At 57.9% G+C, this 19,319-nt stretch carries 17 protein-coding genes and 2 pseudogenes; 13 read left to right on the forward strand and 6 right to left on the reverse strand.

What is annotated here, in order from left to right; translation table 11 throughout:
• Positions 1-464 precede the first annotated feature (464 nt).
• Both JQ609_RS30815 and JQ609_RS30820 read left to right on the forward strand, forming a co-directional pair.
• Positions 465-1,649, forward strand: coding sequence for an AI-2E family transporter (locus tag JQ609_RS30815; RefSeq protein WP_409411208.1), 1,185 nt, complete (start codon positions 465-467; stop codon positions 1,647-1,649).
• 847 nt (positions 1,650-2,496) lie between these two features.
• Entirely contained in the window at positions 2,497-3,672 is a 1,176-nt protein-coding gene (locus JQ609_RS30820; protein ID WP_212276460.1) for a zinc-dependent alcohol dehydrogenase, read from the forward strand.
• Between the two features lie 499 nt (positions 3,673-4,171).
• Here the strand turns inward: JQ609_RS30820 and JQ609_RS30825 are convergent, their stop codons facing one another.
• Complete coding sequence (locus JQ609_RS30825) at positions 4,172-4,417, reverse strand: hypothetical protein (protein WP_409411209.1); 246 nt, start codon at positions 4,415-4,417, stop codon at positions 4,172-4,174.
• 315 nt (positions 4,418-4,732) lie between these two features.
• On the opposite strand from JQ609_RS30825, the gene uvrA reads away from it, so the two are divergent.
• The 10 genes and pseudogenes from uvrA to JQ609_RS30870 all read left to right on the forward strand — a co-directional run bounded on the left by uvrA (position 4,733) and on the right by JQ609_RS30870 (position 15,587).
• Entirely contained in the window at positions 4,733-7,258 is a 2,526-nt protein-coding gene (uvrA, locus tag JQ609_RS30830; RefSeq protein WP_212276461.1) for an excinuclease ABC subunit UvrA, read from the forward strand.
• A gap of 321 nt (positions 7,259-7,579) precedes the next feature.
• Positions 7,580-7,903 carry an AI-2E family transporter gene (locus JQ609_RS30835; protein ID WP_212276462.1) on the forward strand — a complete coding sequence of 108 codons (324 nt, stop codon included), beginning with the start codon at positions 7,580-7,582 and terminating at the stop codon, positions 7,901-7,903.
• Positions 7,904-8,170: 267 nt separating this feature from the next.
• Positions 8,171-8,311: pseudogene (locus JQ609_RS35940) on the forward strand (hypothetical protein); the annotation flags it as partial.
• Positions 8,311-9,255, forward strand: coding sequence for an AI-2E family transporter (locus tag JQ609_RS30840; RefSeq protein ID WP_212276463.1), 945 nt, complete (start codon positions 8,311-8,313; stop codon positions 9,253-9,255). The pseudogene JQ609_RS35940 and the gene JQ609_RS30840, both read left to right, overlap by 1 nt.
• Before the next feature lie 45 nt (positions 9,256-9,300).
• Complete coding sequence (locus JQ609_RS30845) at positions 9,301-10,470, forward strand: hypothetical protein (RefSeq protein ID WP_212276464.1); 1,170 nt, start codon at positions 9,301-9,303, stop codon at positions 10,468-10,470.
• A 1-nt stretch (position 10,471) separates the two neighbouring features.
• On the forward strand, positions 10,472-11,098 hold the full coding sequence (locus tag JQ609_RS30850; RefSeq protein WP_212276465.1) for a YtxH domain-containing protein: 627 nt from the start codon (positions 10,472-10,474) through the stop codon (positions 11,096-11,098).
• Positions 11,082-11,474 (forward strand): phage holin family protein, encoded by a 393-nt coding sequence (locus JQ609_RS30855; protein WP_212276466.1) that lies wholly within the window; start codon positions 11,082-11,084, stop codon positions 11,472-11,474. The genes JQ609_RS30850 and JQ609_RS30855 overlap by 17 nt, the downstream gene beginning before the upstream one ends.
• Positions 11,471-12,145: a hypothetical protein gene (locus tag JQ609_RS30860; RefSeq protein WP_212276467.1), complete on the forward strand. Its 675-nt coding sequence runs from the start codon at positions 11,471-11,473 to the stop codon at positions 12,143-12,145. Before JQ609_RS30855 ends, JQ609_RS30860 begins: the two co-directional genes overlap by 4 nt.
• A 348-nt stretch (positions 12,146-12,493) precedes the next feature.
• Entirely contained in the window at positions 12,494-13,543 is a 1,050-nt protein-coding gene (locus tag JQ609_RS30865; protein ID WP_249128589.1) for a YihY/virulence factor BrkB family protein, read from the forward strand.
• 1,015 nt (positions 13,544-14,558) lie between these two features.
• Positions 14,559-15,587 (forward strand): TRAP transporter substrate-binding protein, encoded by a 1,029-nt coding sequence (locus tag JQ609_RS30870; protein ID WP_212276468.1) that lies wholly within the window; start codon positions 14,559-14,561, stop codon positions 15,585-15,587.
• 96 nt (positions 15,588-15,683) lie between these two features.
• Here JQ609_RS30870 and JQ609_RS30875 read toward each other — a convergent pair whose 3' ends face one another.
• The 3 genes from JQ609_RS30875 to JQ609_RS30885 all read right to left on the reverse strand — a co-directional run bounded on the left by JQ609_RS30875 (position 15,684) and on the right by JQ609_RS30885 (position 17,033).
• On the reverse strand, positions 15,684-15,980 hold the full coding sequence (locus JQ609_RS30875; RefSeq protein ID WP_212276469.1) for an antibiotic biosynthesis monooxygenase: 297 nt from the start codon (positions 15,978-15,980) through the stop codon (positions 15,684-15,686).
• 195 nt (positions 15,981-16,175) lie between these two features.
• Entirely contained in the window at positions 16,176-16,589 is a 414-nt protein-coding gene (locus JQ609_RS30880; protein ID WP_212276470.1) for a hypothetical protein, read from the reverse strand.
• 219 nt (positions 16,590-16,808) lie between these two features.
• On the reverse strand, positions 16,809-17,033 hold the full coding sequence (locus tag JQ609_RS30885) for a hypothetical protein (RefSeq protein ID WP_212276471.1): 225 nt from the start codon (positions 17,031-17,033) through the stop codon (positions 16,809-16,811).
• Positions 17,034-17,163: 130 nt separating this feature from the next.
• Here JQ609_RS30885 and JQ609_RS30890 point away from each other — a divergent pair, with 130 nt between their 5' ends.
• Positions 17,164-17,328 (forward strand): hypothetical protein, encoded by a 165-nt coding sequence (locus JQ609_RS30890; RefSeq protein WP_212212620.1) that lies wholly within the window; start codon positions 17,164-17,166, stop codon positions 17,326-17,328.
• A 38-nt stretch (positions 17,329-17,366) separates the two neighbouring features.
• Here JQ609_RS30890 and JQ609_RS30895 read toward each other — a convergent pair whose 3' ends face one another.
• Together JQ609_RS30895 and JQ609_RS35330 are read right to left on the reverse strand one after the other, a co-directional pair.
• Complete coding sequence (locus tag JQ609_RS30895) at positions 17,367-18,386, reverse strand: alpha/beta fold hydrolase (RefSeq protein WP_212276472.1); 1,020 nt, start codon at positions 18,384-18,386, stop codon at positions 17,367-17,369.
• A 180-nt stretch (positions 18,387-18,566) separates the two neighbouring features.
• Positions 18,567-19,015, reverse strand: a pseudogene (locus JQ609_RS35330) (hypothetical protein).
• Between the last annotated feature and the right edge of the window lie 304 nt (positions 19,016-19,319).

The following is a 19,319-nucleotide window of genomic DNA, read 5'->3' on the forward strand; positions in this document are numbered from 1 at the left end:
TCCAGCCAGCATGGTGAATCAGAAACCTACTGATTTGGGAATCCCAAATCGATTCAACCTAACTCCATCCCGCTTTAGCGAGCCAAATGCCTTTCAGGCATAGGAACGAACGACAGTATTGCTCGTTCAACCTGCGCTGCAGCATCTCCCTGGCTTTTCAGGATAACGTGCATGCACCGTCGAGCGCACCGATGACCATAGTCCACCGCAGAGAGAGCACTTTCCCGACTTTCTTGAATCAAGGCCGGGAATTGGCCCGCGTTGCTCACAGTATTCATACGAGTCCTTGCAACAGGCATGGTTCATCAAACGCAGAGACTTCCGCGTTCGAAGACATTCCTCTAGCGGCATCATCGGAAAAATTCAGCAGCATAGGAGACGCGCCGAAGCCCGGTCCGGTCTTCTCGCGTTAAACAGAGGTCACAATGGCCAATCAGCCATTCAAGGCGCGTACCTCAGAATAATTGATTGCACTGCAAAGTGCGGTAGCAACGTCGGTTCTGGCTGTAATCATCGTGATGACGCTCTATTTCGGACGCGACATTGTCATCCCGATTGCGCTGGCAATTCTGCTTAGTTTTGTCCTGGCCCCCCTTGTTGGATTGCTTCAACGAACGCGCGTTCCCCGCGCAATTGCGGTCGTAAGCATTGTCGTCCTCGCCTTTGCGTTGCTCTTTGCATTAGGCAGCCTACTTGCATCGCAATTAACGCAACTCGCAAGTGAGTTACCGCGCTATCAAACGACGATAAGTGAGAAGATTCAGCTGTTTCGAGACACCACGGCTGGCCGGGGCACGCTCGAACGCGCCTCAGGGATGCTGAAGGACTTGAGCAAAGAACTCGATAAGCCGAAAGACGCCGGGTCCACACTCGGCGCGAATACGATAGTCAACCCCAAAACGCCACTTACTCCAGTGCCCGTAGAAGTGCACCAACCGGATCCTGGCGCTCTGGAGAGTTTGCAGGCGTTAATCTCGCCACTCCTGCACCCACTCGCTACGACGGGTATCATTATCATCTTTGTGATTTTCATCTTGCTTCAACGGGAAGACCTCCGTAATCGGCTCATTCGGCTCGCAGGGTCGCATGACCTGCAACGCACGACGGCAGCACTCGACGACGCGGCCAGGCGCCTCAGTCGACTTTTCTTAATCCAACTCCTGTTGAACGGAGCGTTCGGCGTAGTCATTGGCGCTGGCCTATGGTTCATAGGCGTTCCAAGTGCCATCCTCTGGGGAATCTTAGCGGCTGTTTTGCGATTCGTGCCCTACATCGGCGCAGCTATCGCCGCGGCCTTTCCATTGGCTCTTGCCGTTGCCGTGGATCCGACATGGTCGATGCTGCTTTGGACTCTTGGTCTCTTTCTAATAGTGGAGCCGATTGTTGGGCACGTGATCGAGCCAATGGTCTATGGTCACAGCACCGGGCTTTCCCCAGTGGCCGTTGTCGCGTCTGCCACGTTTTGGACCGCGCTTTGGGGTCCAATCGGGCTGGTGTTGGCGACTCCCTTAACTGTCTGCCTGGTAGTGCTCGGGCGGCATGTGGAACGCTTAGCATTTCTTGGAGATCTGCCAATCGTCAGCAAGAAGGATCTGCCAGGCGAATGGCAGAGCGAATGGCCGATCTTATGCATAGGTGGCGCAGTCTAATTGATGAAGCCGCCGACATCATGCTGGCACAGCTCTCTACGGCACACGGGCTGACACCTCGCGCCGAGGGACCCGAAGCGCTGACAACCTCCAATATCTTTCGGCTCCAGACAGACGGTGTTTCGATAGTATGCCTAGTCTACTTGGATGGGACTGGACCCGCTCATATGCGCTATGCCGTTCGACGTCTTCGTCGAAAATTGCCGAAAGCAGCCATAATACTGTGTTGCTGGCTTAAGGACACTGATCAAGCAGAGTTAGAGCGGCTCCGCGAGGCAGCAAAGGCTGATCTGATCGCGAGGAACCTCGGCGAGACGATCAAACTGGCAATTGAGGCCACCGGCTTGAGCGTCGATAGCCTGAAGACGTGCGACCAATTGTCTGCATCAACGGCGGCTTAACTCCGGCGACGTAATTCGCACTTCTTACCGCGCTGTTCGCCACCATTTGCAATGGTCCTGCCCGGGATGTGCACACTGCGCGCTTCCGACGGAGTTACCGCGGTCAAAGCCTGGTGGCCTGGGCACTACAGCGACCAGCCCGGGCAACGGCGCGGAGGCGCGCTTTGAGCGTAGTTTGCTCCACACTATTAGCGCAAGGGTTTAGGGTTTTTGGATAGGAGGTGACTAAAGCTCGCGACGCGCGGTCGCATAAGACCGAACCCGCAAGGGCCGCTCAGGCGTGTAACCCCCGGCGATCAGTCTTGGCTTGCTTTGACGAGGCGCGCTGTCGAGCTTGGCGACTGTGAATCTTCTTGCTGCATTTGGAACGTATGAAGCTTGAGCCGGTTGCGCTCAGACGACATGGACCAGAATTGTGCATGTCGTTTCCGTAATGGAGAATGACCATGCGCGCATTGTGTTGGCACGGCAAAGGCGACGTACGCGTCGACACGGTACCCGATCCCAAGATTCAGCACCCGCGAGATGCGGTGATCAAGATTACCGCCTGCGCAATCTGCGGCTCCGACCTCCATCTTCTTGATGGCTATCAGCCGACCATGGAAAGCGGTGATATCCTCGGCCACGAGAACATGGGCGAGGTGATTGAACTTGGCTCCGAAGTCAAAAATTTGAAGATCGGAGATCGCGTCGTCGTTCCTTTCACGATCAGCTGCGGCCAGTGCTGGTTCTGTCAGAAGGGCCTGTTTTCGTGCTGTGATCGGACCAACCCGAATGCCGAGATGGCCGCCAAGGCCATGGGCCAGTCGCCCGCTGGGCTGTTCGGCTTCAGTCATATGCTGGGCGGATACGCCGGCGGGCAGGCCGAGTATCTTCGGGTTCCTATGGCTGATGTGGGCCCGATCCAGGTACCGGACAACGTGACGGATGAGCAGGCGCTTTTCCTGTCTGATATCTTCCCAACTGGATATATGGCAGCCGTGAACGCGCAGATTGAGCCAGGTGACACCGTGGCAATTTGGGGCTGCGGTCCTGTAGGCCAGTTCGCGATCCGCTCCGCGCTAATGCTTGGAGCCGGACGCGTGATCGCAATCGACGAAGTCTCTGAGCGGCTGGCCATGGCAGAAGCCGGCGGTGCCGAGATTATCGATTTCTCGAAAACCGATGTCTACGATGAACTCATGAAGCGGACCAACAAGCGGGGTCCGGACAGCTGCATCGATGCCGTCGGGTGCGAGGCCTCCGGTCACGGCGCGACCGACGCCGTGCTCGACAAAGTGAAGGCTGCAGCATTTTTGGCGACGGATAGGGCTCACGTTCTCCGCGAGGCGATCATGTGCTGCCGCAAGGCGGGTACGGTCTCAATACCCGGCGTTTACGTAGGCATGGGCGACAAAATACCGCTCGGCGCAGCCATGAACAAGGGGCTGACGATCAAGACCGGCCAAACCCACGTTCAGGCCTATACGAAGCCGCTTCTGAAGCTCATTGAAGCCGGAGATATCGATCCGAGCTTCGTCGTAACGCATCCCGCGAGCCTCGAAGAGGCGCCGGAAATGTATAAGAAGTTCCGGGACAAGAAGGATGGTGTGATCAAGGTCGTGTTGCGGCCGGGAAGATAATTTCCTGCTGGCGAACTGTACGATTGAGGTTTGGCGAAGTCTCATGTTCTTCTTCTTTTCAAACCGACTGGGCTGCTTCGGCTCGCTCATCCTCTCGGCCGTCGTTACCGTGGTCCTTCTCCTCCTTTTCGGAGTTATCCGCTTCTGACCCAATGTTGCTTGTGCATGATCGCTTCTACCGGCATTCCATGAATGACCGACTTACGTCAGCTCTCGAACCTTCGTTCGCCCGATTTTCCCCGTCAGCCAAGGCTGCTTTGAGCACGCTCAAAATGGAGTTCGACCGAACCAATGAAAACTGAGGACGACGTCCGACGTTACCGCGGACAAAGAGTATTGAGCGAAAAGTAGCCGTTAGCCAAAAGTTGCTCTTAGCATATCGGTGACCACCCAAGCTAAAAACGTCGCTATCGCGGCCAAAATCATTGTTGGATGGCGTGTTCTGGCAATCTGGCGCCTGACATTATCCCAAAAATTGATCAAGGTCCCTCCGCTAACGTCAACTGTCCGGCCCGATCTGGAGCTCAAGCAACGCTAACCGCTGCAAAGCGAGTGGATCGCATTCGCCATCCCGGACGAGTCGAAGGATTGTTTCCGCCAAGCGATGGATGATGTGTGAACTGACCGGCTCCGGAAGAGCGTCGATGGCATCCTGGAGCGCAATATCCATCATCTGGATCGCTTCCGGAGAAAATGACGCATCCGCAAAGTCCTTCATATTTTGCACGGCAAGAGGTTGAAGCATCCCGGTAACGGGAAAAAGTGGTAATCGTTCCAAATCCTCATTAGAACGGCTAGCGATCGCAAGACGCCGGCTTTAGGGCTGGACTGAAGTCGAAACATTCGAGCTTATCGCGAGGCGGCGGCGTAGGGACACGACATGCGACCAAGAGGAATTAGTGATCCTCACGCAAGACGAGCAGTTCCGATGCCGACGGGACGAACTGGGGCAGTTGTCTCCGCATCGAATGCCTTTTGTGGAACCTGCGCCGTTTCGAAGGGTTTCCCAAGTCTCTTGGACGGGTTGGACCGCTGTCCTTGCTTGCGCTGAAGGGACAAAATGGACGCCCCCGTCAACAATCAAGAAAAGCTGAAAAGGGGTACTGCGGGCAACTTTGTTCGTGTCTTCGGCGCCCGTGAGCACAATCTAAAAAATGTCTCGCTTGAAGTTCCTCGCAACGCTCTTGTGGCGTTCACAGGCGTTTCAGGATCCGGCAAGTCATCTTTGGCATTTGGAACGCTCTATGCGGAAGCGCAGCGCCGCTATCTTGAATCCGTTTCCCCTTACGCGCGCCGGCTGTTTCACCAGATGGCGGTGCCCGAGGTCGATGAGATTGAGGGCCTGCCCCCGGCGGTGGCGCTGCAGCAACAACGCGGATCGCCCACCACTAGGTCGTCGGTGGGAAGCGTCACGACATTGTCGAACCTGGTGCGAATGCTGTATTCGCGCGCAGGTGACTACCCGCCTAAGCAGCCTTTGCTGTACGCGGAGACGTTCTCGCCGAACACGCCTGAGGGGGCCTGTCCCAATTGCCATGGCATCGGCCGCGTCCACGAGGTCAGTGAGCGCTCGCTGGTGCCTGATGACAGGCTGACCATTCGGGAACGGGCCGTCGCCGCGTGGCCGACTGCCTGGCAAGGGCAGAACCTGCGGGACATTCTGGTCACCCTCGGCTACGACGTCGATAGGCCCTGGCGAGAGCTTCCGAAGAAGGACCGCAATTGGATTCTCTTTACCGACGAACAACCGACAGTGCCGGTCTACGCCGGATATACTCCCGCAGAGACAAAGCGAGCGCTGAAGCGCAAGGAAGAGCCAAGTTATCAGGGGACCTTCACCGGCGCCCGTAAGTATGTGCTGCAGACCTTCGCCACGACGCAAAGTGCGATGATGAAACGTCGTGTGACGCAGTTTCTGTCCAGTACCGACTGCCCGGTCTGCAACGGCAAGCGGTTACGGCCGGAGGCGCTATCGGTTACCTTTGCCGGAATGGATATCGCCGAAATCTCACGGCTGCCGCTGAAGCGACTTCGCGAACTTCTTCAACCTTATCTGAATAGTGGAAGTAGTGTTTCCGACACTCATCCTGAGAAGGCTCTCGTCGTCCAGCGTATTACGGAAGATTTGCTCGGGCGTCTGGACGTGCTACTCGATCTCGGGCTCGGTTATCTGACTCCTGAGCGTAGCACGCCGACGCTGTCTCCAGGCGAACTACAGCGACTTCGTCTGGCGACACAGGTTCGATCCAACCTGTTTGGTGTGGTCTACGTATTGGACGAACCGTCGGCTGGACTTCATCCGGCTGACACCGAGGCATTGCTTCGCGCGCTGGAGCGGTTGAAGGCTGCCGGAAATTCGCTTTTCGTCGTCGAGCACGAACTCGACATCGTCCGACACGCGGACTGGATTGTTGACGTCGGCCCGGGTGCCGGAGAGCAGGGCGGCGAGATACTGTACAGCGGTCCATTACCTGGCCTCGCCGAAGTGCGAAACTCTCAGACGCGGCGCTATTTGTTTGCGGAAAGTCAAACGGCCCCGAGATCGCCTCGGCATCCGCACAGGTGGCTCAAGCTTCGGGGGGTTACCCGCAACAACCTCGATCGTCTTGATGTCGACATTCCGTTGGAAGTATTTACGAGCGTCACCGGAGTTTCGGGGTCCGGGAAGTCGAGCCTGATCAGTCAGTTTCTGGTGGAGGCCGTTGGCGACAAATTGGGTCAGCGTAAGGGACCCAGCGAAGAAGACGACGTGCTTGATGCGGGCGTGGAAACGCTAGGTGGCGACATTACCGAAGGTCTGGACAGCGTAAAGCGACTGGTGGTGGTGGATCAGAAGCCGATCGGCCGAACGCCGCGCTCGAATCTTGCGACCTATACGGGCCTTTTCGATCATGTCCGCAAGCTGTTCGCAGCCACGAAGCAGGCTCGCGCCAGGCGCTATGATGCTGGTCGTTTCTCATTCAATGTCGCGAAGGGACGCTGCGAGACCTGCCAGGGGGAGGGGTTTGTTTGCGTTGAACTGCTATTTCTCCCGAGCGTGTACGCACCTTGCCCGACCTGCAAGGGAGCCCGCTACAACGCCAAGACGCTGGAGATCAAGATTCGCGACAAGTCGATTGCTGACGTGCTTGCCATGACTGTGAATTCAGCGTTTGAGTTTTTCGCCGACGACGCATCCCTCCGTCGATCCTTGGGCGTTCTTCAAGAGGTCGGGCTGGGATACATTCGGATCGGCCAATCAGCCACGGAACTATCAGGTGGCGAGGCACAGCGCATTAAACTCGCCACCGAACTGCAACGCTTGCAACGTGGCGAGGTACTCTACGTGCTTGACGAACCCACAACGGGCTTGCACCCGTCGGACGTAGCGAAACTGATGAAGCAGCTTGACGGCCTCGTCGAGTCTGGAAACACCGTAGTCGTTGTCGAGCATGATATGGGAGTTGCGGCAGCCAGCGACTGGATCATCGACATGGGACCGGGAGCAGGCGACGAGGGCGGCAAAATAGTTGCATCAGGACCGCCAGAACGGGTTGCGTCCACGCCTCAGAGTCGGACAGCTAAATATCTTGCTCGAGTTCGGTAAACGATCGACGGGCCCGTAACGGCAAGTGGCAAATGGCTGGTCGTTGTAGAGCGTAAACTGCAATCCTCCGATTGGTTCCATTGCTGTCTGCGAAGAAGCAACGAGGCGCGAGGCATCGGCAACTTGCCACGTCTTCCCGATCAATCTTGCGGTGCAACCGGTGTCGGTGGAGACGAATCGAGACGTCTCATGCGGTTCGCGATTGGAACCTTCCCAACAGGATTTCCATTAAGGGTCACGCGGCGCACTTCCGTGCCGGGTTGGCTCGCGCATTGGTAAATAGAGGTGTTGGTCCCAGCTGGCTTGGCATTTTCGAACTTCTTGATCGGCGCACTTGTCGTCGCCGCCCTCTATTTCACGCGCGAAATCCTCGTTCCGATCGCAGTCGCCGTCCTCTTGAGTTTTGTCTTGTCGCCCCTCGTGAGGGCATTCCAGCGCATGAAGGTGCCGCGGTCGATAGCGGTGCTCAGTGCCGTCAGCCTGGCGCTGGCCATCGCCCTCAGTCTTGCGGCGATGGTGACGATCGAGGTCAACCAACTCGCGAGCGACCTGCCGCGCTATCAGTCCACGCTGGGCGAAAAATCCACAATTTGCGGGACAGGATTGGCAGCGTTGGCGTGCTCAAGAACGACTCCAGCCTATTGAAGAACCTGGACAAGGAGCTAAAGTCGCCCGGAAGGGGCGATGCCGAAACGGCGAAGCCATCGTTGTCGGACGGCCCGGCAAGAACGCCTATCCCGGTCGAAGTCCATCAGCCAGACCCGGGCGCGTCGGAGGCACTGATCGCCATGCTACGACCACTCGCAGCTCCCTTCACCACCACCGGAATCGTGGTGATCTTCCTCATCTTCTTCCTTTTTTCAGCGCGAGGATCTGCGCGACCGGTTCATCCGGTTGCTCGGCAGCGAGGATTTGGAGCGCACCACGGCGGCGCTCGATGACGCAGGGCAACGGTTAGGCAGGCTGTTCCTGACCCAACTCATTCTGAATGCGACTTTCGGCGTCGTGATCGGATTGGGCCTCGCCGTCATCGGCGTCCCGAGCTCGCCGCTATGGGGATTGCTGGCTATGATCCTTCGGTTCGTGCCCTACATCGGCGCGATCCTCGCTGCCGGCTTGCCGTCGAACCGCTGGTCTGTGGGCGAAGTGCCGGCCTGTCCCCGGTCGCCGTGGTCGTGGCCGCGTCGTTCTGGACCTGGCTCTGGGGCCCCTTGGGGCTTTTGCTCTCCACGCCGCTCACGCTGTGTCTGGTCGTCTTTGCCAGGCACGTCGACCGTCTCCAGTTTATCGACGTCATGTTGGGAGACCAGCCGGCGTTGACGCCGCAGCAGACCGCATACCAGCGCATGCTGACGGGCGATCCGATAGACGCGATCGAACAGGCGCGGTCGTACCTGAAGAAGGGGTCCGCTGTGGCCTATTACGAAGAAATCCTGCTGGGCGCCTTGCGATTGGCTGAGGCCGATGCCGCCCAAGGCCGGCTTGACGACGTCAGGCTTGAGAATATCCACGAGACGGTTTCCGAAATCATCGAGGATATGGCCTCGCACGAGACCGCTGAGGGGAACGCGAGTGCCGAAGCGCCCGCCAAAAAGGGGAAGATTGTCAACATCGACGCTCGCAAGCTGGGCAAGCCGGTTTTCTGCATACCCGGACTGGGTCGACTCGACGATTGCGCCGCGCTGATTGTTGCAGATGCGCTGAAACGTGAAGGGTTCAACGCCCGTGTTTCCGGCGCCGATACCGAGATTGACGCCGGCAACGCGGAAACGATCTGCGTCTGTTTTCTGGAGGAGGTATCGGAGGCGAGGTTGTCGTTTACGGTTCGCAAGTTCTCCCGGCGGGCAGCTTCGGCCAGGATCATCGTCTGCCGGTTGGGAAATCAGTTCGAGGCGGACAAGGAGCAACGGAGTGATGATGTAGGGCCGCAGTCGCTCGCGACTACCATCGCCGCCGTAGCCAAAAGTACCAGCGTCAAAACGCGTCGGGAACAATAGGCAATGTCCGCGAGTTCACGTTTGGAACAGCAAGGAATCAAGGTCATGCAACAGACGGCCGATCGATCGCTCCGAGAGCTACAGCGCGAGACCGAGCAGACGCGCGCAGGTCTGACCCAAACGGTCGATCAGCTCAAGGCGAGCGTAACCGACACCGCGAGCGAAATTCGCCAGCGCATCAGTCCCGAAAGCATCAAGGCGGAAGTCAGGAGCTACGTCCGCTCCAAAGGCGAAAGCATGTTGGAGGACATAACGGCGGCCGCGCGTCGCAACCCGATGCAGGCGGTGGCCGTGGGCGCAAGCCTCGCCTATCCGCTCTTCAGGTTCGCAAGGGCAATTCCGTTGCCCGTGCTGATGGTCGGCGCGGGGATCTTTTTCGCCGGCACAAAGAGCGGACAATCGATCACCCAGAAAGCCTCCGACATGGCCTCCGGTCTATCGGACGAACTCGGCCGGCGCAGCCAGGATATGGCGGCACAGGTTGGAGAGGCAGTCAGTTCGGCAACGGGCGCGGTTTCGGATGCCACCGGGCGCGCCGGCGAGGCGCTGTCCGCGAGCGCGGACCAGGTTCGCCGTACCGCAACATCCTCGATGGCGGAGCTCAATCTGGCAGACCGGCTAAAGGACTCGGCCGCCGCGGCAGGTGACGCGATCAACACGCGTGTCTTCGATATCAAAGACAGTGCGTCTGACCTTGCTGGTTCCGCGATGGATTCGTCGCGAGATATGGCCGCCGGCGTAGCCTCTGCCACCCGAAACGCCGCCTCGTCCGCGGCGAATGCGGGGTTGGAAGCGGCCCGCGATGTTCGCGACAAGGCAGCGGATTATTCCAGTCGCGCCGGAAAGACCATGTTGGACACGATCCAGCAGAATCCACTTCTGGTCGCGGGCGTCGGTCTGCTGGTTGGAGGTCTGATTGCGAGTGCACTTCCCAAGAGTGAGCTGGAGGAGGATCTCGTGGGCGATGCAGCCACGGCCGCCAGAAGGCGGGCGAGTGAAGCAGCTTCCAAAGGCTTCGACGCTGCCAAGGGCGTAGCGGGCGAAATTTTTGAAAACGTGGCGCGGCAGGCCGGCGCGGAAGGCCTCACCCCGGACAAGCTGAACGAGTCGGCCCGCGAGATCGGGCAACGCGTCAGGCGCGTGGCGGAAAGCGCTGTCACGACGGCGTTCGATCCGGACAAGTCAACCCATTCACATACCGGCGGAGGAAACTGACATGGCTGACCTCATTGGAACTGCACATCAAGGCACGGCGTCTTCCGGCCAAGATTCCGCAAGAGCCAAATTTGACGACGCGGTCGCATCGACCAAAAGTTTGAGCGAGCAGGCCATGTCGGCGGGCCGAGACCTCACCGACAAGGCGAAGGATATTGCTGAAAGCTCGACCGACACCATTAAGGGCCAGGCCTCCGATTTCGTCGATGCGGCCAAGGATGTCGCATCTCAGGCTACTGACAAGCTCAAGGACGCGGTCAACAGTCAAAAATCGTCCGGCGCGGAATACGTCGGCAACCTGGCAGAAACAATGCGGCGCGCGGCACGGGAGTTTGATACGGATCTCCCGCTCGCGGGCAGCTACATCCGGAAGGCGGCCTCCCAGATCGAGGGCGTTTCCGATCACATCCGCAACGGCAACCTGAACGATGTGATCCGGAATGCGCAATCCTTTGCGCGCCGTCAACCGACGGCCTTCCTTGGCTTGGCGGTCCTCGCGGGTTTTGGTGCCGTTCGGTTCCTCAAGAGCTCCTCCATTGACGACGGCCCGAGTTCGCAAGCCATGAGAACGGACAGCCGCTCCTCAGCAGCAGACAACCGAGGGTACCGCGATGACTTCTCGAACTGATCGTTCGATCCCGGAACTGTTCAGCGATGCGGTTGGTCAGCTTGCAAAGCTGATCGGAAACGAATTTGCGCTGGCTCGCGCCGAACTGTCCGAAAAGGCCGGACAGGCCGGGAGAGCCGCCGCAATGATGGGTGCTGGGGCGGTCATCATGATTCCCGCGCTTGTCCTACTGTTGTTTGCCGCGGCGGCTGCCCTCATACAGGGCGGCTTTTCCGAGCCCATCGCATATCTCATCGCCGGTGGCGGCGCAGCGGTCTTATCGATCGCCCTCATTGTGGTGGGCCTTAACCGCCTGTCGGGCGATGCACTTGCGCCCAATGTGATGATTGAAGAAGTCGAACGAGACAAAGCGGCAGCGAGGGAGATGGTTCGATGACCGACATAACTGAAAAGGGCTCGGACTTTATCAAGGATCTTGGCAACGCAGCGCGCCGTAATCCGGTCTCCGCGGCACTCATCGGAATGGGACTGGTCTGGCTGTTCGCCGGCAAAGCGGGTGCACCTGGCGATATTCTTCAGAAGACCGGCCTCGATCGCCTGCCGGACGCGGCAAGGAATGCGATGAGCGCCACACAGGACCGCGTTGCATCCGCTGCCGGAACGCTCCGTGAGACGGGTAGCGACGGTATCGAAACCGCGACCCGCATGGCCTCGGAATACGCAAAGGCCCTGCCGGATTCTGCCGAAGTTCTTGGCACGATGCGGGGCAATCTGACCGATTTGTTCAAGGCACAGCCCCTGGCATTGGGCGCCATTGGATTGGCCATCGGCGCCGGCATCGCCGCGGCCTTACCGAACACCGACATCGAAAAATCATACCTTGGCGAAACCAGCGAGACCCTGAAAAGCAAGGCTGCCGAAATCGCAGGCCAGCAGATCGACAAGGCGGCCACGGTTGCAGCCACCGTCGTTGAAACCGCGGCCGACGAAGCGCGCAGGCAGGGGCTCACGATCGATGACGCAAAGGCGGCGATGGACGCCCTATCAGGCAAGGTCAGCCGTGTGGTCGACGCGGCGGGAAAGAGCGCGTCGCAAAGCGCAACATGAACTGCAAGTGGACGGTAAGGAGCGAGCGGAGCCCGGACGAATACCCTGATATCGTCGAGCCATTCGGGAATGGGCAGTGAGGATCGATCTATTTGGCGCAACTCGTTGCGGCGAATACCGGTCTTGCCGGGCCGGAAGCCGAAAATCGATGGCGTGATCGCAAAGGCTCGGGCCGCGATAACCAAATCTCGCCGCTCGCTTTCTCCGTCGCCGCGCGGCTCTGTTTGTTGTTGGGTGCTGTCATCGCATGGGCAGCGGCGGGTATAACCACCCTGACGGTGCGCGGATGCCGAATTGGACGGGACGCCCCGCAGGTCTGGACCTCGCCCCCGAAGCCGAATTGGTCGCATGTCTAAAATGCGAAGCGTGGCCGATGGCGTTGAAAATCGTGAAGCCTCCTTGGTCGTCTCGACCGATGATTCAATTTACCTATCCGAAATGCCAATTTTGCCACGGGGGCAGAAAGGCGCGGATACCCGAGGCCGGGCTACAACTAATCCCTGCACCGTCGGCCATTCTCTTATCGAGCGGCGGCCAGGACACGACGACGAGGCACTCGAGAGCAGAGTTATGTTAGAAGTGTGGAAGATCCTTAAAGCTGCAGTTCGGGGTTACATCGCCAATGAAGCGTTGAGTCGAGGCGCAGCAATTTCCTTTTACGCTGTCACGTCTCTGACTCCTGTCCTCCTGATCGTCGTGGCGGTTGCCGGCGTTGCTTTCGGAAACGATCTGGTGCGGGATAGCCTGATCCGGGAAATGGGCGGCGTTCTTGGGCAGGAAAGTGGCGAACTGGTCAAATCGATGCTCGCCAAGTCGAGCGATCCGAACACCGGCACTCCCGCGACGATCTTTGGAATCGTCATGCTGCTGGTCACGGCTTCAGGCGTCTTCGGCGAAATGCAGTCCGCTTTGAACGCCACCTGGAAGGCGAAGGCGCCCGATCAGCCGTTTTTCTCGCTGATCAGGAGCCGGGCCACGAGTTTGGGTCTGGTCGGCGCCCTCGGCTTTCTGTTGATGGTTTCGCTTGCCGCCAGCACCGGCCTCTCGGGACTTACCGACTATCTGGGCAGCAGGAACGTGCTGGCTCCGTTGATCTTATCCGTCATCAATACGCTTGTGTCGGTTGCGCTGTTCACGGCGCTGTTCGCCGCCATTTACAAGGTCTTGCCCGACACCCCTATTGCATGGCGGGACGTGCGCACGGGCGCGTTTCTGACCGCGCTCTTGTTCACGGCGGGAAAAAGTCTAATCGGCTGGTATCTTGGAACGACAGCGACGAGTTCGGGCAACGGCGCGGCAGGCGCCCTTATCGTAATACTGCTCTGGACCTATTACTCTGCGCAAATATTTCTGTTCGGATCGGAGGTCACCAAAGCGATCGCCGACGCGCGGTCATAGCGAAAGCCGCGACGCTTCCGAAAGCCGGCTGAGGCCGGCGGGAACGTCGAGGAGGCGGCGGCACGCGGGCTAACTAATTCACTTCGGATGGGTTGGGCGAGGGAATGGATCGTCTTGTCGCCAGCCTACGGCGCCGCTTTCGAGCAACGTCTCGCAGCCGCGGAACTCTGGAGCTCCAGCGTTGTTCCCATAGTTGCGCGGGCGATAACTAATGCGAGATGAAATGACCGCCTCTTATAAAGAGATGAATAGGTATTTCGAGATGATCCATCGGCGAGTGCCGGCTAGGATCTCTCGCTTCATTCACTGGTTGCGAAAGCCGTCCTCATTCGCGGCTCGTCTAACTGTCGCATTATTGCTGATTCTTGGCGGGGTCTTTAGCTTCTTACCTGTGTTGGGTATCTGGATGCTGCCCCTCGGTCTCCTGTTCATTGCGCAGGATGTCCCATTCTTGCAAAAACCTCTCATTAGAGCGCTGACTTGGACGGAAGCAAAGTGGGAGCGGCTAAGGTTTGCATGGCAGAATCGGTGATGCTTTCAAGGACTGAACAGGCTCAACTGTGAATACAAGGAGCCTGTGGTCTGACGGGATCGTCGTTATCAAGCTGCCAATGAAGCCAAAGCGATCGCAGAAGTCGTCACGCGACGTCCTGCTCTCTAAGTATGTCTAGAATCCTTCGAAAGGCGCAATTTCATGGCCATAAAGGCAGCGTCGCGGAAGTCTAGACGGCGGAGAAATGAACATCGACGCAGAGTTCTTTACGCTTTGGCCGCGGCAGGCTTCTTCGTTGCAATGATCGCCAGTGGCATCCTGTTTGCTACCTTGCGGCCTATGACACTTCGTATCGCCGTGGCCTTCGCCAGCGAGGATGCCAGGATTGTCGAAGCTATAGCTCGCGTTCTTACACGTGAACGAAGCTCAGTACGTCTCTCAGTAAGCGTGGTGGACCAAGGTCAGGAGACAGCGCTCTTGAGGAGAGGCGACGCAGACTTAGCCGCCGTCCGAAGCGATGTAATGTCTGCCGATCTCCTTTCTATTGCTGTGCTGCGAAAAAGCGCACTTTTTCTTTGGACGGCACACATACCTGGTCAAAAGCCTTCTCGAGCCACAGAGTGGAAGAACCTCGTCGGCTCCAGAATCGCTGTACTAAACGGGACATCTGCAGACCTCGCGTTGCTCAATGTTGTTCTATCCTCAGAGGGCGTTCCCCCCAACAAGGTCGAAATCGTGCCACTTGGCAGTATGGATGCCATGGCAGGAGACAAAAGTTTCAATTTCTTTGCGACCACGGGTGCAATTAAGAGCAAGGCGCTTGCGGAAATCTTCCGATCGTTCTCACGGCTTCGGGAAGCGCCAAATTTTCTTGACCTGGAAACAGCCGAAGCGATCGTCCTCCGACAGCCGACGATTGAGGCTGTAGAGATACCAAAGTCTGCTTTCGGTTCTAACCCAGCATTGCCGCCAGAAGCAGTAAGTGTGGTCGCGGTTAGCAATCTTGTCGTCGCTGGCAAAGCCCTCTCGGAGCAAGCTGCTGCAGCCTTTTCCCGTGAGTTATTCGCTCATCGTCAAATGATATTGCGCGAGATACCCGATACAGCGACCATCGAAAAACCTAATACGGAAAAGGATGCGGCTATCCCTGCACATCCTGGCGTAGCTGCCTACATTGACGGAACAGAACGGACGTTCCTTGAGCGCTACGGCGATTACTTTTGGGGCGGTATCCTTGTCCTGTCGGCGTTAGGTTCGTTCGGTGCAGGTCTTCGCGCTTTCCTTTATCCGGACGAGCAGGAGAACGCATCGTCGCTCAGGGATAGAGTGTTGGATCTCGCAGCTAAGATCCGTGATTCCGCGGATGAGGATATGGTGCAGATCGAAAATGAAATTGACCACATCGTACGCGAAACGCTCGACAAATATGACCACGGGGTCCTTGAGGAAGGTGCCCTTACGGCGCTAGGTATAGCCATCGAGCAATTCCGCTCCGCGGCTGCGAACCGAAACTTCAGCAAGCGTCGCTCCGTTATCAAGCGGACTTCGTAAACCGGTATCGAACGCTTCGAGCGGAGGTCGGCTCTGGATCAACAACAGAAGTTAGATACTTACCCGAAAGACCACGAATGCGTCAGCGCTCAGGGGCTAGAACGTTGAGACCACTGTCTCGGTGTGCTCGACGACCTCGGGCGGTCCCGCGTAATACGGTCCAACCAACGCGCGCCAGTCCGCGAAAGCCTCCGAGGCACGAAAATCATTGTGGGCCTCTACAGTATCCCACCTAGCAATGAACCGATAACGCTGCGGCTTTTCGATAGAACGATGCAGCTCGAACCCGTGGAAGCCTTTGATCGGGGGCAGGTCCGCCGCCTTGGCGACCGCAGCTTCATAGTCCTTTTCAGTACCCGGCTTGATTTCGATCTGTGCAATTTCGGTAATCATGTCGTGTCCTCCGGCAGTTTTAATAAGAGCCGGAGATTGACTGCGAGGCAAGCTGCAAACGCACGTTGTCCGCCTTGGTCATCGCAATTCCCGACTATTTCCTGTCTTTCCTGTAAACGGTCATCGCCAAGGCTAGGGGGCATGTCTCAACGCGCCAACCGCGCAACCATCCATTCATTCATCACTCTGCGGGATTCAAAATTGAAACGGATCGACGGAGACTGAAGTCGTGCCGTCCGAGGATTGCTGCACGGTGAACGTTACTTCTTTCGTCGCTTTGATATCGCCGACGGCGGCCGAAATCCCGCCACTGCATTTCACCGTCAGCTTGTCCTTGCTCTTTGAGGTCGTAACCATCCTCTGACCGAGCTGATACAGAGGCTTTTCGCTTTTCGAGTCTTGCGAGGTCGCGTCAGCCGATGCCTTACCGGTCGTTGAATTCCTGGCCGCATAACTGACCAGTGGATTGTTGCCGTCGTCCAAGACGAATTGGAGCACGGCCTTCCGGGTTTCGATGGAGTCGCACTCTGGCGCAGCGATGCACCCGCTGGAAACAACAAGAAAAAGAAGAGTCCAACAAACGAGTGATCGACTGGTAAGAGAGCGCATTTAGTATGCTTTCGTTGCGTCAACTGTCGCGCCAACCAGCTACGAGAAACATGGTTCCAGCTACCGCGTCTGAAGACTGGCGAGTCTATCTAAGCTTACCGCGTGGAAGGCGCGAACAAATGCCCTGATTTGCGAGCTCTCAAGAGCGAGCTTGCACCGCATTGGCGTTTTGAGACGCCGGCGATTGCCAAACAAAGCGCACTCCAGTCTGTCCAGTCATCAGGTAGGTGGCGGAGGCGTGGCGATCGACTTTTCCACTTGGCGCGCCGTTCGAAAATCGTCGAGATGATCGACGTTCGGGGCGACAGCCGCCTCCTTGGTCAAAAGCAGATAAATTCGGCCGACTGCTCGTTGAAGACGCTTTGACTTGCCAAACGGCATCCGGCGCGCCTTGCAGATGGCTCTTACGGCGTAGGCGCGCAGATAGTCGACAGCATCGGACATTTTAACACTCCGGGCGGTCAACTGCCCCATTCAGGTTCCGTTCCTAAGTGTCGCAACGAAAGCGGGTTCGCGGGGTTGTTGAACGAACGCTGGCACTCGATTGATTTGGGTTTGTAAAGAGGAGGGCAGTGTGTCCAAGGAATTCAACCCGGCACCTCACGACAAACACGCAGATGATCCAAAGCAGGCCGTGCAAGCCGACAAGAAGCAGGCGAAGCTTGAAAAGGGCCTCGAGGATACCTTTCCGGCGTCTGATCCGATCAGCGAAACGCAACCAAAGCCTTCCAAAGATTGACGCTCTTGCGGCGCCGCAAGCCCGGCCTTTAGGGCCGGCTACTCGGCGGCGACAAGGTCAGTCGACTGGCCCGCTACTTCCATGATGGCTGACATCACTTGATCGGTGGCAGTCTGCTGGATCATGTGGCCGTTCGCCGCAACCCTATGAAACTTGCTCTGGGTAACGTCGGAGTGCAGTCGGGCCGACTGAGTGTCGATATCGATGAGCTTGTCTTGCTCACCAGCGATGATGACAACTGGCATTTTCAGGTCAGCATACTGATTGCGCAGCATGAACGCGTCCGGGATCATTAGCGCCGATTCAGCGGCAGATGCCCTTATCTGAGATGGCCGGAGTGCCATTTCCTTCGGAAATGCTTCAAACTTCTTCGGTACGGATCTTGGACCAAAGATCTTCGCCATCATCAGCGGCCATATGGCTCGGCTCAGCAGGGGCGACAAGGTATGACTGAGGATGTCTCCGACAAGGGGCAGGGACGGAGCGGCCAACGCAACCACGTCTGGCCTTAGGGTCGGATAGTAGTATCCTGAGGCGAGCACGAGTCCTCGGACAAGGCCGGGATATTTCAGAGCTATTGCGGTCGCAACGGAGGCGCCCCAAGAGTGTCCAAGGACGATTGCATTGGAAACGCCAAGCTGCGCGAGGGCGAGCTTGATCAATTCCGCTTGGGCATCCGGCGTCCACACGGCATTGCGCGGCCGATCGCTATGGCCGAACCCAGGACGATCGAAAACGATTACCCGATAATCCTTGGCAACAAGATCGATCAGACCGCTTGATTCAAAATCCTGGATCATGCTTCCGTTGCCGTGTAGAAGAACGACAGGATCGCCTGTGCCACGTTCCACGTAATGCAGTCGGACGCCGTTCACTCTTAAGAACCGACCAGAAGGTGGGTTTTCACGCTCGGCTTTCTTCGCAAGGTGCTGATTGAGCAAGGCGATAGCGGCCAAAGCTCCGATCGCAACCGAGGCTGCCACGATGGAAGTTGAGTTGGTCGTGCGCCGACCTGGAACAGATCGGCGAAGGCGTTTAATAGTCTGGATTGCGGTCATAGATCACACTCGTTTCGGCGCGTGCACGAAATCCGGATGATCCTAGGAAATGTTGCAGCGCAGAGTGAACCTGCGGTAGCGCGGATCGTTCCTACGCATTTTTCTTGAGGTCGAAAGATTGCGCCGGATCGCAGGAATCAGTTCACAACGCGGAACCGCGCCCGAGTAGAGATTGTACGTTTAAACTTCGGTTCTGAGATGGCGCGGCTGCCAGCTAAGCTGGAGCAAGGTCGCCGAGGGGCGGCGCCCGATCTTGGCGCACCTGCGGCAGCGCAGCCGACTTGCGAGATCGTGCACGAAAGTGGTCGGCGGGTGTCTAAGAGCTGCCAGGTCGACATCGTTCGGCGTGTTGCACCGTGAGCAACGGATTTCGCGCCAAGGAAAGCCGCCATTGATAGCCTGGTCGACGGTGGGTGACGGATCGATCGGCTCGCCATCGCGCCACATCCTTTCGTTCCAGCTTTCGCAGAGCAACCTGTCGGCCTGTTGAATCAGTGCAGCGCCCTTGGAACGCATTTCCAATGACTGCGCAGCCAGGATACCCGTCTCGCGCGCGCCTTGCCGAGCTCCTCTTTCAAAGCCTTTCGGTGACTTCCCGAAAGCGGCGTGGGGTGGTGTTTCGGCGCCATTCGGAGATCCAAGTGCAGACCAAATTGGGTGAAAGGCAGCCGCTGCGCGACATGCTTCCAGACCGCGTTGCCGCCATACAATCGGACCGCATCGGCGGTCTGGATTTCCACAGTCCGGTCGCACCGTCGGCAGGATACGCGCAGGACGTGGCGCTGGATTTCCGAGAGATGTCGTTGCGCCAATCGAAGCCCATTTGTCCCTGCTCGAGGATCGTTGAGGATCGCAGGGGTCGCAGGGTCAGGAGCCGCACCGGGGCTCGCTGCTTTCCGGACCGCCTCTGCGGCCAGTTGTTCCATCTGTTTC

The organism is Bradyrhizobium sp. AUGA SZCCT0169, from assembly GCF_018130085.1.
In the GTDB taxonomy this organism is placed as follows: Bacteria; Pseudomonadota; Alphaproteobacteria; order Rhizobiales; family Xanthobacteraceae; genus Bradyrhizobium.